The sequence below is a fragment of the Desulfofundulus thermocisternus DSM 10259 genome, from assembly GCF_000686645.1.
Lineage (GTDB): Bacteria > Bacillota > Desulfotomaculia > Desulfotomaculales > Desulfovirgulaceae > Desulfofundulus > Desulfofundulus australicus.
Genome location: NZ_JMLG01000002.1, coordinates 324,763 through 337,964, shown reverse-complemented (window position 1 = coordinate 337,964; position 13,202 = coordinate 324,763). Strand labels below are relative to the sequence as shown.

Here is a 13,202-nt window from a genome sequence, read left to right as displayed (position 1 = left end):
GCAGGAATACACACAACTGCATCACTTCCGTGAACCGGGTGCGGTCCAGTGCCGGGAGATGCGTGTATCCCGGGCGCTGGCATTTCTTTTTAAAATTTAATATGATAAAATAGTGGCGGATAAGCACCGTGGTTTCTGGCGGTTCCAGAACCCGCTGCAAAACCAGCATCCGCTTCAGTTCCGTCTGTGACAGGGTAACCATCTCCTTCATACTGACATTTTCACTGACGGATTTTACCCTGACAATATCACAGACGGATCACACCTCAAAGAAAGCTTCTCTTGACATACCCCTGTCACTTTGCTAAAATCAATATGTTTGGCATGGTGAACCGGGCAGGGGGTTCTTTTTGTGCTCTGAGTGGTGAAAAAACGAACATGCCCGGGGGTTTGCTCAGGGAGGGGTCAAAAATGGAACAGGTTTACGATGTGATAATTGTCGGTGCAGGTCCCGCCGGCATTTTTACTGCCCTGGAGCTGGTCAGGCAAAAATGCGGCTTAAAAATCCTCATGCTGGAGAAAGGGCGGGATTTGGAAGAGCGCAAATGTCCCTCCAGAGAAAAGAATAACGCCTGCTTTCACTGCAACCCCTGCTCCACCATCTGCGGCTGGGGTGGCGCCGGAGCTTTCAGCGACGGCAAGCTGACCCTGTCCACCGAAATTGGGGGCAGCCTGGAGCAATATATCGGCGAAGAAGCTCTTGGCGAGCTGATTGATTATGTGGATAGAATCTACCGGGAATTTGGGGCGCCGGAAATGGTCTACGGCCTGGAGCATGCCGAAGCCATCGAGGAGTTTCAGCACCGGGCCGCCCAGGCGGAACTCAAGCTTATCCCGGTGGCCATTCGTCACCTGGGTACAGGCCGGTGTCAGGAGATACTGGCCCGTATGAAACAGTACCTGCTGGATGCAGGGGTAGAAATCCGGACGGAATGCCCGGTGGAATCAGTCCTGGCAGAAAATAATCGGGTCCGGGGCATAATTACCACCGGGGGCGAAATTATACCGGGGCATTATGTAATTCTTGCTCCCGGGCGTGAAGGTGCGGAGTGGCTGGCCGGGCAGGCCCGGAAACTGGGGTTAACAACGGCGGTTAATCCGGTTGATATTGGGGTGCGGGTGGAGGTTCCGGCAGCGGTAATGGAACCTCTGACCAGGGTTTTCTATGAAGCCAAGTTTATTTACTATTCCCGTTCCTTTGACGATAAAGTACGCACTTTTTGTATGAACCCTTACGGGGAAGTGGTTATGGAAAATAATGATGGGCTGGTAACCGTCAACGGCCATACCCATGCCTATCGCAAAACCGGCAATACCAATTTTGCCGTACTGGTAAGCAAAACTTTTACGGAGCCCTTTAAAGAACCAATTGCCTACGGAAAATATATCGCCAGCCTGGCCAACTTGCTCGGTGGGGGGGTAATTGTTCAGCGGCTGGGCGACCTCCTGGCAGGGAGGAGAAGCACAGAGGAGCGAATACGCAAGTGTCTCACAGTCCCCACCCTGACCAAGGCAACGCCGGGAGATTTGAGCCTGGTCTTCCCCTATCGGCATCTTGTGGCCATCGTCGAAATGCTGAAAGCCATGGACGAAGTAGCACCGGGTATCTACTCCCGCTATACCCTGCTGTACGGGGTGGAAGTTAAATTTTATTCTTCACGGCTGACATTGACCCGCGGCCTGGAAACCCAGGTGCAGAACCTTTTTGCTGCAGGAGATGGTGCAGGTGTTACCAGAGGGCTGGCCCAGGCTTCGGTGTCCGGGGTCCTGGCAGCGCGGGAGATCCTGAATAAAGTGGGGGGATAATTGGAGCATGTCGACACTTGTTGTGGTGGGCGCCCAGTGGGGGGACGAGGGTAAGGGAAAGATAACAGACTTCCTGGCTGAAAAGGCCGATCTCATCGTGCGCTACCAGGGGGGTAATAACGCCGGCCATACGGTTACGGTGGGAGGCAGGCAGTTTAAGCTGCATCTCGTTCCTTCAGGTATACTTTACCCGGATAAACTCTGCCTGATAGGAAACGGGGTGGTCATCGATCCCGAAGTCCTCCTGAACGAGCTGGATGACCTGGCTGCCAGGGGCATTTCAACGGCAAACCTGCGGATAAGCCCCCGGGCCCATGTTATATTACCCTATCACCGGAGGCAGGATCAGTACGAGGAAGAAATGAAAGGTGCCCGGCGCATTGGAACCACCTGCCGGGGGATAGGGCCGGCCTATACGGATAAGGTCGCACGGCTGGGCATCCGTATGGCGGAACTGGTGGATGAAGAAGAGTTTAAAGCGCTGCTGGAAAGAAATCTGGAATATAAAAATAAAATTTTCCAGCAGGTTTACCATAAGGAGAAAATGGATCTGGAGCATATCCTGCCAGCTTATACAGGCTATGCCCGCAGGCTGAAGCCATTTGTAGAAGACGTATCTGTAATTGTTAACCAGGCCATTGCTCAGGGCAAGAAAATTCTCTTTGAAGGAGCCCAGGGAACCCTCCTGGATGTTGACCACGGTACCTATCCCTATGTAACTTCCTCCCACCCCGTGGCCGCCGGGGCCTGCACGGGTGCGGGCATTGGCCCCACGCGCATCGACCGGGTAATGGGTGTGGCCAAGGCCTACGTTACCAGGGTTGGCGAAGGTCCTTTCCCCACGGAGCTGCATGATTCCCTGGGGGATCACATCCGCAGCCGCGGGGGCGAATATGGTACCACCACCGGGCGGCCTCGACGCTGCGGGTGGTTTGATGCCGTGGTAGCCCGCTATGCGGTAAGGATCAACGGGCTGGACTGCCTGGCCATCACCAAACTGGATGTGCTGACCGGCCTGGAAACCATCCGCATATGCACAGCCTATCGCTACCGGGGGAATGTGGTGACCGAGTTTCCTTCTTCGCTTAAAGTGCTGGAGGCCTGTGAGCCGGTTTACGAGGAACTACCCGGGTGGCAGGAAGATATCAGCCGGGCCAGGTGTTACGAGGACCTGCCCGGTAATGCCAGGAGATACCTGGAACGCATCAGCGAGCTGGCGGGCGTACCCATTGCCATTATAGGTGTCGGGCCCGGGCGGGAAGAGACCATTATTACCCGCGAAGTATTGTAGCATTTGTTTAACAGTTCAAACCGGCGCTCACGGGAGCGCTTTTTTTTTAAGAAAAGACATCTGCCATCAATAATGTATCTGTTATCCAGTTCTGGTTTTAATGGCCGCATCTAAATTTTTTGTTGACACAGAAGCATATCTATAGTATCATATCTAGCGGTGACGACACTGTGTGGGCCATTAGCTCAGCTGGTAGAGCACCTGACTTTTAATCAGGGTGTCGGTGGTTCGAGTCCACCATGGCTCACCATGGCCCCATGGTCAAGCGGCCTAAGACACCGCCCTTTCACGGCGGTAACGCGGGTTCGAATCCCGCTGGGGTCACCATATTATAAGCCCCGTAAAACGCTTACGGGGCTTAATTTTTTGTAGTTATGAATTACGGCCAAGCCGGGTGTTCACGCTACAATAGCTATCGCACCATCACCCGGTATTCCCGGAGCCAGGTATCGACCTGAATGAGGAAGGCCAGGAACTGCGGGCCCCGCATCAGCTGGCCGTACCACGGCCTGTTCATGGCCGGTGCATCCAGCTGCGCAAACTGGCGTACGGCCTCAACGTTGTTGCCGTATCGATCAACACGGTCCGGTGGCGGGAGCCAAGAAAGTGCGCCACCCGCTCTGTCCACCGGGCATCGGTATCGGGCTCGAATTGATTGGGCCGGAAATAGAGATCGTTATCCATATAGTCCACCGAAAAGGTGCGCAGTGGCTCGGTACTGTCTTGCCGGAATGCGGCTGCAGCAAAGGCTGTAATGGCGCTGGAGTCAAGACCTCCAGATAGCAGGGTGCACACGGGTACATCGGCCACCAGCTGCCGCCGCACCGCATCCTGCAAAAGATGGCCCACCTTATGGGCAGTGGTCTCTAGGTCGTCGAGATGGGGATGGCTTTCCAGTGCCCAGTAGCGGAAAATGTGTGTACCCCGGCGGTTATAAACCAGGCAGTGGCCGGGCCTCAGTTCCCTTACTCCCCTGAAAATGCCGTGTCCCGGCGTTCGTCCGGGGCTCAGTGCAAAGATTTCGGCCAGACCTTCGGCGTCTACTTCCGGTGGTACGGCCGGGTGAGCCAGGAGGGCTTTTAACTCGGAACCAAAAATAAAAGCACTGCCCCTCCGGGTATAAAAAAGGGGCTTCACTCCCAACCGGTCCCGGGCCATGAACAGGCTTTGCTCCTCTTCATTCCAGATGGCAAAGGCGAATATACCATTCAAGCGGAGCACGCAATCCTTGCCCCATTCCATGAATGCCGTGAGCAACACCTCTGTATCCGAGTGGCCCTGGTAACGATAACCCCGGGCTTCCAGTTCCCGGCGCAGTTCTGGGGTGTTGTACAGTTCGCCGTTGTAAGTGATAATGTACCTGTTTTTCCCCCGCTTGCGGATCATCGGTTGCCCCCCGCCCGCGGGATCCACCACTATCAGCCGGCAATGGGCCAGGGCGGCATAACGTGATATCCACACCCCAGCTGCGTCTGGCCCGCGGCAGGCCAGGGTTGCCACCATGTTCTCAAGTATGTCTTTTTGTCGGGTGAGATCCCCTTCCCAGTCCACCCAGCCGGCAATCCCGCACATATGACATTCTCCCTCCCGGTGAAACCGTACGGGCTGGTGTTAGAGGGCCGGCCCGGAAAAAGAAAGACGCCTCACGCAAAGGCAGTGTTCCTGCTTTGCGGGGGGCGCCATTGCCCGGCTCCGTTGTTGCTGTATAGCAACCCGTACAATGAATTTTTTCAGTTTTATTATATGCAGCAGGGAAGTGATGTGTGCAATTGCCTGATTACCGGGAGTAAATATCAAGGCCGCTACCTTGATATTGATGTGAGGTTTCATTTCATAACGAAAAATTTTTGTGGAGATACCTGCTGGATCTGCCCGGAAAATTGTGCGTCGCCTTGTGGCCATCCCGGGCCACTGATCTTGACACGGACGGCCTGCCGAATAATCTTGACTATTTTTATGGAACTGCTATAATAAGAGAAGCAGGCGGGTGTAGCTCAATGGTAGAGCATCAGCTTCCCAAGCTGAGGGCTGCGGGTTCGATCCCCGTCACCCGCTCCAAAAGTTTTTAAAAAGATGGTCCCCGTGGAAGGGGACCTTTTAGTTTTACTGTAACGGGCCTGGCTAAAACTTAATAAAGTATTCAGCCGGGGTTAGCGGAAAAATATAACGAAACGGGTTGAGAAGCGCGCACTATTCGAGGAGAAGAAGGAAAGAGGGTGTCCTTGTGCCGGAGACAAAGAAGGTCGGTGAATTGATGTTACCGCTCGGAGAGTATCCGGAGGTATACGATTCTGATACATTAAAGGACGCCATTAAAGTATTGCGCAATTACCGCGCTGCCGGTCACGAGCATCGCTCATTGCTGGTTTTCAGTAAAACGAAGGTTGACAACGAAGAACAGCTGGTGGGAATCCTGACCACGCGGGATATATTAAAGGCTATAAAAACAAACCGTTTGCTTTACGATAATACCGAACTTTTCACCATGTCCTGGGCATTTTTTTACCGCAAGGACCCCCTCAATGAACTTACTGTCACCAAAGTGGGTCAGGCTATCCGGCCCCTGGTCGATGCTTGTGTCCAGGCCGGCGACACCGTGGTGAGGGCCATTGAACTGAGGATGACCAAAAATGTAAACTGCTGCCCGTTTTTGAGGGAAGAAAAGCTGTGGGGGTTATCAGGGCCGTAGATCTGCTGGATTATATCGCCGACATGCTGTAAGGGATTAAAAACTGCCGCCATCTGCTATTATGCGGCCGGATGGCGAGTGTGACCGATCTTGTCTGGTTAAATAATCAGGATTATAATTTAATAAGATTTTATAAGGCTTTCATAAAGGAGGAGGATATTTTCCCATGGGCAAGCATATTATTACCATCAGCCGTCCCTCCCTTTCCAGCACGGTTAAAGGCGGGGGATGCGGGGAATGCCAGACTTCCTGCCAGTCGGCCTGCAAGACGTCCTGCACGGTGGGTAACCAGGCCTGCATGAAGAAGGAGAAGTAACTATTCATAGATTGGCAATTAAATAAAACCTGATCCCGTTGCGGGATGAGGTTTTTTTCTTGGGGGAGGGGCAATGATCCATAAATTCATTTTCGATGATTACCGTTTTGTGCTGGATGTAAATAGCGGTTCCGTACACGTGGTGGATGAACTGACCTGGTGCCTTCTGGATGAGTACCCCTTTGAAAATGAGCGGGATATTCTGGCGAGGTATGCTTCCTACCCTCCATCGGAAGTGGTGGAGGCCATGCAGGAAATCAAAGAGCTGGTCCGGGAAGGCCTTTTGTTCTCCCCCGACCCGCTGGATGGCCACTATGAACCGGCAGGTGAGCCGGTGGTCAAAGCACTGTGCCTTCACCTGGCCCACGACTGCAACCTGGCCTGCCGCTACTGTTTTGCCAGCCAGGGGCATTTTGGTGGTCCCGGCGGTTTGATGTCCGCGGAAACCGGCAGGCGGGCGCTGGACTTTCTTTTCGCCTCTTCAGGATCCAGGCGTCATGTGGAAGTTGATTTCTTTGGGGGCGAGCCGCTGCTGAACTTCAAAACCCTGCAGGACCTTGTGGAGTACGGCCGGCGGCAGGCTGCCCGTCTGGGTAAAATAATCAAATTTACCGTAACCACCAATGCACTGCTGCTTACCCCCGAGGTGGGCCGCTTTCTGAATGAGCACGATCTGGCAGTGGTGCTCAGCCTGGACGGACGGGAGGAAGTCCACAATGCCATGCGCATTTTTCCAGGCGGCCAGGGGTCTTATGAGTGTGTGGTGGAGAATATATGCCGTTTCGTTTTCTCCCGTCCCGGGGGCGAATATTATGTGCGCGGCACCTTCACCCGCCGCAACCTGGACTTTTCCCGGGACGTGTTCCATATGGCCGATCTGGGCTTCAAGCATATATCGGTGGAACCGGTGGTGGCGCCCTATCACGAGGAATATGCCCTGCAACCCGGGGATGTTCCCCGTATTTGCGAGGAGTACGAAATATTAACGCGGCAGCTTTTCAGCCGTGCCCGAAGGGGCCAGCAGGTCAACTTTTTTCATTTCAATATCGATCTGGACGGCGGCCCGTGCCTGCCCAAGCGTCTGGCGGGTTGCGGGGCCGGGAGAGAATATCTGGCCGTTTCGCCTGAAGGCAAGTTGTATCCCTGCCACCAGTTTGTCGGGCGGCCGGAGTATTGCATGGGTGATGTAGAGGGTGGGATCGTACGTCCCGACCTGGTGGAAGAATTCCGCAGGGCCCATGTGTACAACAAAGATGCCTGCAGGGGCTGCTGGGCCCGCTTTATCTGCAGTGGCGGCTGCCACGCCAACGCTCATGCCTTTCACGGTAATATTTTTACCCCCTATGAGCTTGCCTGCGCCCTGATTAAGAAAAGAATTGAGTGCGCCATATATTTAAAGGCGGTTCTGGCAAAGGAAGGATTGATTTAAAAATTAACGATAAAATTAATAACTGAATTAAAACCATTGATAATTTCCCCAGTTCCTTTATTTCCGGGTTAAAATAAGAAAAATCCGGAGTGATGATGCGCCCCCGCCAGTTATACATTTATTAGAGGGGTTGACATGACTCGACAAGCAACCTACCAAATCTTAAGGAGTTGCCAGTTGTTTGGTTGACTAACCATTTTAAGCAAAAGGAGTAAAGCCCATGTCCCGTATGACTCCTCTGGCCGGGGGCGGAAACGAAAAAGAAAAGCGGGCAGGTAGAACGGTGAGCATTGCCTGTCTTCTCCTGGTTGCTTCCATAAATAGAAATAAATTAAAGCGGGCTTTGCGTCGTTTTTTTATTGAGGATCCTTTAACGCCGGCCCAGGTCCTCTGCGTGGTGGCCATGACCCTGGTGATAATGATCTATGGCTCCCTTATTACAAATGCTTCCGAGAGATGGGCTGTCCTGGTTGGGGGCAGGGTGGTGGCCGTTTCTTCCAATCGTGGTGAGCTGGAAGATATCTTGCGGAACAGAATTTATATTGGTGCACGGGAAGGGCACGCTCTTCAAAAGGTGATTATCCGCCCGGCATCCTGGGGGGAAGGGCCCGTGTTATCCGGCCGGTACCTCGAAGAATCCCTGGCCCGGGCCCTGGGAGCGCAGGAAAAGGGTACGGCCCTGGTGATAAACGGAGCCATTAAACTGGTGGTTGCCAGCCGCGATACGGCCAACCGGTTGCTGGAAACGTTGAAGGAACGGCACAGTATTCCCGGGGCGGATGTTCGCCTGATGGAGAAAGTGGTTTATAAAGAGGTGTGGGCGCCGGCGGGGGAGATCTTGAGCTTGCGGGAAGCCCTGGAATTTGCCGGTACCGGCGGTCGCCGGCTGGAACAATATTCGGTCCGGGCAGGGGATACCCTGTGGAGTATTGCCGCCAGTAAAGGCATACCGGTAGAAGAACTGCAGGCCGCCAATCCCGGTTTAACACCCGAAACCTTGCAGGTGGGGCAGGTATTGAAGTTATCCCGTACCGAGCCGTTGATCAATGTTCTGGCCACAGTTGTGCGTACGGAAAAAAGAGAGTTGCCCTTTATAGAAGAGCGTCGGCGGGACAACACCATGCTGCGCGGGCAGCAGCGAGTGGTTCAGGCCGGGAAGCCGGGTGTGGAAGAGGTAACGTACCGGCTGGCTTACTTAAACGGGTGTCTGGTGAATAATGAGATTCTGGAAAGGAAGGTTATCAAGGAACCGCGGCCCCGGGTGGTGGCTGTGGGTTCGCGGGTTTTACTGGCTTCACGTTCGGGAGCATCGGGAAGCCTGGCCTGGCCTACGGTGGGCGCCATCGGGTCACCCTATGGGCTGCGCTGGGGCCGGTTGCACGCCGGTGTGGATATAACTGCCGGCAGCGGGGCCCCGGTCCGTTCTGCCGAAGCAGGTCGGGTGATTAGGGCTGGCTGGAACGGAGGCTATGGCCTGATGGTAGATGTTTACCACGGCGATGGTGTGGTTACCCGTTACGCCCACCTGTCCCGGATTGAGGTGCGGGTTGGCCAGAGGGTGGAACGCGGTCAGTTGCTGGGGCGGGTTGGGAGTACCGGCAATGCCACCGGTCCTCATCTGCACTTTGAGGTGTTGATTAACGGGCGGCCGGTGGACCCGGCCCGGTTCCTGTAAAGATAACGGCATTGATATCTGCCTGTTGAGCCCTCCTCCTGCAGGTTGCGGGGAGGGTTTTTATGTTACCGGGGCAGCATCAATAGGGACCCCTGAGGGGACAATTGTGGTATAATGGAGGAAGGAGATTTTTAAAAGGGGTTAGTTATTATGGCCTTACTTTACCGGGAGCGCAAGAAAAAATTTCAGAAGATAGCTTTCATTATCCTGACCATTTTCCTTTCCCTGGGCCTGCTGGGAACGTCCATCGGCTGGTTTTTCGATTTTCGCACAGCCAGTGCACCCTCAGATATTCAACAGCAGCAGTCACCGGAAGCGATGATTGCCGAACTGGAGGCACAGGTCAAAGACAGGCCGCAGGATGCTGACCTGGCTGCCCGGCTGGCCAGGGCTTACCTGGAGGCGGGGAAGATGGATCAGGCACTGCAGGCCTATGAGAAAGCCGTGCAATTAAAGCCGGAGAACGGCGATTTTCGTGTTGAACTGGCCCTGGTGCAGTTCCTGGTTGGGCACTATGACGATGCGGCGGCCAGTTTACAGGAAGAAATCAGGCGTCATCCTGACAACGCCCTGGCCCACTATTATTACGGCCAGGTGCTGGCCCTGGGGAAGGGTGATTATGAGGGCGGTATCCGGGAGCTGGAAAGATTTGTACAGCTTGCCGGCCAGGGGGAGGACGTAACCCAGGCCCGTAAAATGATTGCGGAGTGGAAAAAGCTGCTGGAAAACGGCAAATCCTGAGGAGCGGGTTTTGTTTTCCAGCAGTTCCCTGTGGTGCAGGATAGTGAAAAAAGCTTATAATTTTAAAAGGGTATTTCTTAGTAGGGCCCGTATGGGCCTTGTTTTTACTTTTGGTTATTATTTAACTGGTTTTATAATAAATAAACATCAGCAGGTTCGGTGATGGGCAATGGGTATTGCACCGCAAATTTCAAGAAAACCTGCGGCTGGCCGGTTTTTGTCCCGGCTATGCTTGAAATTAACGGGTATCGTGATGGCCCTGCTGATCGTCCTTTTTGTTCACATACCCGGGCAGATAAGGGAATATGTGTACAACATCTTCTGTGAGGCGGGCCGGGCACACGCGCTGCTCGGCACCCGGCATATGCACACCCTTTCCGGGGGCCGCTTCGTGGTCCGGTATGAACCTGCAGATGCGGGCGGCGCCCGGCTGGTGCTTAAGGCAGCGCAAAGGTTCTACCCGCAAATAGCCAGGGACTTTCATTTTACAACCGGTGACCCTATCCTTTTGGTGGTATATCCCAGCCGGGAGTCCCTGAACGCCAGCTTTGGCTGGCCGGCCAGTGAAAGTGCCATGGGTGTATACTGGGCGGGGGTGATCAGGGTTCTCTCACCCCGGGCCTGGATTGACGCCCGGGACCCCCGGGAGGTGGAGGAAATTTTTCTGAGCTCGGGTCCGGTAGCCCATGAGCTGACCCACCTGGTGGTGGACTATCTTACCCGGGGCAACGTCCCCCGCTGGCTTACCGAAGGTATCGCCCAGTATGAGGAGTATAAACTTACCGGCTTCAGGTTTGCTCAAATTCAGGATTTAACCGGTTTTGAACTGTATGACTTTAAAGTAATGGACCGGAAATTTGATGAACTGCCCGACCAGACCCTGGCTTACGGGCAATCACTGGCTGCCGTCGAGTACCTGGTGGAAGAATATGGTGCAGAAAGCCTGCATAAAATTTTAACGGTGCTGGGGCAGGGACGGGATATAAACGAAGCCCTGGAACAGGTCACCGGTCGGGATGTGGATGGTTTTGCTTCCGGTTTTAAGCTATGGATGGAGAAAAAGGTATAAAAAGAATGGGACATGGCATTTTAAAAAAAATGCCGGGCTGTTGTTTGAGCAGGAATTCCCCCGGTTATCTATTTGCGGATGATTGTTGTATAAGCGGGCATTGTGGCAGGAATTGTGGAAAGGTATCTAGAATATTTAGCTTTAGTTTTGTAGCGGGAGGAAAATGTTTCTATGGATAAACTGGTTATTTCCGGGGGGATTTCCCTGCAAGGCCGGGTTACCATTAGCGGGGCCAAAAACGCTTCCCTGGCCATTTTGTGTGCGGCTGTTATGGCCGGCGAACTGGTAACCCTGGAAAATGTGCCCGATATCAGGGACGTGCAGGTGATGATGGATATCCTGCGCTCCCTGGGAGCGCAGGTGCACCGCACCCCATCCAATGGCAGCCTGCGCATCCTGATGACGGATCCCCCTGTTCAAATGCCCCCTTACCACCTGGCCAAACAATTACGTGCCTCCAATTTACTGCTGGGTCCTCTCCTGGCCCGTTTTGGCCGGGCGGAAATCCCCCTTCCCGGTGGTTGCAACATCGGAACCAGGCCCATGGATTTACATTTCAAAGGCCTGACCGCCCTGGGAGCCCGGTTTTCCCTTGAACGGGGTACAGTGGTCGCGCGGACCGCCAGGCTCGAAGGGAACCGGGTGTACCTGGATTTCCCCAGTGTAGGAGCCACGGAAAATATCATGATGGCCGCTTGTCTGGCCCGGGGGCAGACGGTGATCGAGAATGCCGCCCGGGAACCGGAAGTGGTGGATCTGGCCAACTTTTTGAACTGCCTGGGAGCCAGGGTGCGGGGAGCAGGCACCGATGTAATCAAAATCGAAGGGGTGGATTCCCTGGGCGGTTGCCTGCGCTATGCGGTTATCCCCGACCGCATTGAAGCGGGCACTTTTATGGTGGCGGCGGCTGCCACCCGGGGAGACGTGGTCTTGGAAAATGTCATCCCCCGTCACCTGGAACCATTGATTGCCAAACTGCGGGAGGCCGGGGTGGAAGTGGGGGAAGAGGAGGACCGCGTCCGGGTCAGGGCCAGCGGCCCTTTGAGCCCCATCGACATTAAGACCATGCCTTATCCGGGGTTTCCCACGGATATGCAGTCCCAAATGATGGCTCTTTTGTCCACCGTTCCCGGCACCAGCGTGATCGTGGAAAATATCTTTGAAAACCGCTTCAAAGTGGCCGATGAACTGAAACGCATGGGTGCGCGGATCAAGGTGGAGGGCCGCCTGGCTGTGGTGGAAGGCGTGGAGCGGCTGCAGGGTGCCTGCGTGCGGGCCACTGACCTGAGGGCAGGGGCTGCCCTGGTGGTGGCCGGGCTTATGGCCGAAGGAGAAACCAGGATAGATAATGTACAATATATAGACCGGGGCTATTTCAACCTGGAGCAGAAATTGAGAATGCTGGGGGCCCGGATATGGCGTGCCCCTTATGATGAGAAAACCCCGGCTCAAGACAATGCTGTCAGGAAAAGTGCTCTGATTTAAGCCTTGCCAGTGGGATGTATCGATGCACATAACCCTGCTCTGCGTAGGAAAGTTAAAAGAGGATTTTTTACTTCTGGCCCAGAAGGAGTACCTCAAGCGGCTGAGTCCTTATGCCCGGATTGAACTGGTGGAGGTCAGAGAAGAATCTCTGCCGGCATCCGGAAGGGCAGGTGCGCTGGAGGCAGTTCTGAAAAAAGAGGGCACCCGCCTGCTGGAGCGAATTCCGGACAACTGCGTGACCATCGCCCTGGACAGGAAAGGAATGATGCTTTCCTCCAAGGAATTTGCCGGCTATCTGGCAGAGCTTGGCCTGCGGGGGCAGAACAAGCTTTGCTTTATTATCGGCGGAAGTGCCGGCCTGGCCGGGGACGTGCTTGCCAGGGCCTCCCTGCGGCTGTCCTTTTCCAAATTTACCTTTCCCCACCAGCTGATGCGCATTATTCTTCTGGAACAAATATACAGGGCCTTCAAAATTATTCGCGGCGAAAAATACCATCTGTAGGAAATATGCCGTCCAAAAAGGTCATCTATTTGGCGGGCAGAGAAGGAACCCCATGTTTTTTGACGAACTAATTAAATTAAATGCGGGAAATTATCTTTCTTTTGTTAAAAATTTTTATCGCCCAAACAGGGCATTGTGGGAGGAATAGGCTAAAAAGTAGCGAATTTTACTTAGTGTTGATGTCTGCTAACCTGTTGGA

General features: G+C 54.1%; 10 protein-coding genes, 3 tRNA genes and 1 pseudogene. 13 read left to right on the top strand and 1 reads right to left on the bottom strand.

Features of this window, described 5'->3' with window-relative positions; genetic code table 11:
• The first annotated feature begins 411 nt into the window (after positions 1-411).
• From BR83_RS0103765 to BR83_RS0103750, 4 genes are all read left to right on the top strand, one after another.
• Entirely contained in the window at positions 412-1,806 is a 1,395-nt protein-coding gene (locus BR83_RS0103765) for an NAD(P)/FAD-dependent oxidoreductase (protein WP_027355943.1), read from the top strand.
• Positions 1,807-1,813: 7 nt separating this feature from the next.
• A complete protein-coding gene (locus tag BR83_RS0103760) occupies positions 1,814-3,097 on the top strand; it encodes an adenylosuccinate synthase (protein ID WP_027355942.1) in 1,284 nt (427 codons plus the stop codon).
• 174 nt (positions 3,098-3,271) lie between these two features.
• Positions 3,272-3,347, top strand: a tRNA-Lys gene (locus BR83_RS0103755).
• A gap of 1 nt (position 3,348) precedes the next feature.
• A tRNA-Glu gene (locus BR83_RS0103750) sits at positions 3,349-3,424 on the top strand.
• Between the two features lie 222 nt (positions 3,425-3,646).
• Here the strand turns inward: BR83_RS0103750 and asnB are convergent.
• Positions 3,647-4,669, bottom strand: a pseudogene (asnB, locus tag BR83_RS15020) (asparagine synthase (glutamine-hydrolyzing)); the annotation flags it as partial.
• Between the two features lie 411 nt (positions 4,670-5,080).
• On the opposite strand from asnB, the gene BR83_RS0103730 reads away from it, so the two are divergent.
• The 9 genes from BR83_RS0103730 to rlmH all read left to right on the top strand — a co-directional run bounded on the left by BR83_RS0103730 (position 5,081) and on the right by rlmH (position 13,003).
• Positions 5,081-5,155, top strand: a tRNA-Gly gene (locus BR83_RS0103730).
• A gap of 196 nt (positions 5,156-5,351) precedes the next feature.
• Positions 5,352-5,786 carry a CBS domain-containing protein gene (locus tag BR83_RS15015; RefSeq protein ID WP_242839618.1) on the top strand — a complete coding sequence of 145 codons (435 nt, stop codon included), beginning with the start codon at positions 5,352-5,354 and terminating at the stop codon, positions 5,784-5,786.
• Between the two features lie 166 nt (positions 5,787-5,952).
• Complete coding sequence (gene scfA / locus BR83_RS16600; RefSeq protein ID WP_073164538.1) at positions 5,953-6,102, top strand: six-cysteine ranthipeptide SCIFF; 150 nt, start codon at positions 5,953-5,955, stop codon at positions 6,100-6,102.
• 73 nt (positions 6,103-6,175) lie between these two features.
• Complete coding sequence (scfB, locus tag BR83_RS0103715; protein WP_027355940.1) at positions 6,176-7,531, top strand: thioether cross-link-forming SCIFF peptide maturase; 1,356 nt, start codon at positions 6,176-6,178, stop codon at positions 7,529-7,531.
• Positions 7,532-7,751: 220 nt separating this feature from the next.
• A complete protein-coding gene (locus BR83_RS17730; RefSeq protein WP_051617840.1) occupies positions 7,752-9,206 on the top strand; it encodes a peptidoglycan DD-metalloendopeptidase family protein in 1,455 nt (484 codons plus the stop codon).
• Positions 9,207-9,356: 150 nt separating this feature from the next.
• A complete protein-coding gene (locus BR83_RS0103705; protein WP_027355939.1) occupies positions 9,357-9,947 on the top strand; it encodes a tetratricopeptide repeat protein in 591 nt (196 codons plus the stop codon).
• Positions 9,948-10,164: 217 nt separating this feature from the next.
• Positions 10,165-11,016 (top strand): peptidase MA family metallohydrolase, encoded by an 852-nt coding sequence (locus BR83_RS0103695; RefSeq protein ID WP_242839613.1) that lies wholly within the window; start codon positions 10,165-10,167, stop codon positions 11,014-11,016.
• Between the two features lie 171 nt (positions 11,017-11,187).
• Positions 11,188-12,501: a UDP-N-acetylglucosamine 1-carboxyvinyltransferase gene (gene murA, locus BR83_RS0103690; protein WP_027355937.1), complete on the top strand. Its 1,314-nt coding sequence runs from the start codon at positions 11,188-11,190 to the stop codon at positions 12,499-12,501.
• A gap of 22 nt (positions 12,502-12,523) precedes the next feature.
• Positions 12,524-13,003, top strand: coding sequence for a 23S rRNA (pseudouridine(1915)-N(3))-methyltransferase RlmH (rlmH, locus tag BR83_RS0103685; RefSeq protein WP_027355936.1), 480 nt, complete (start codon positions 12,524-12,526; stop codon positions 13,001-13,003).
• Positions 13,004-13,202 lie beyond the last annotated feature (199 nt).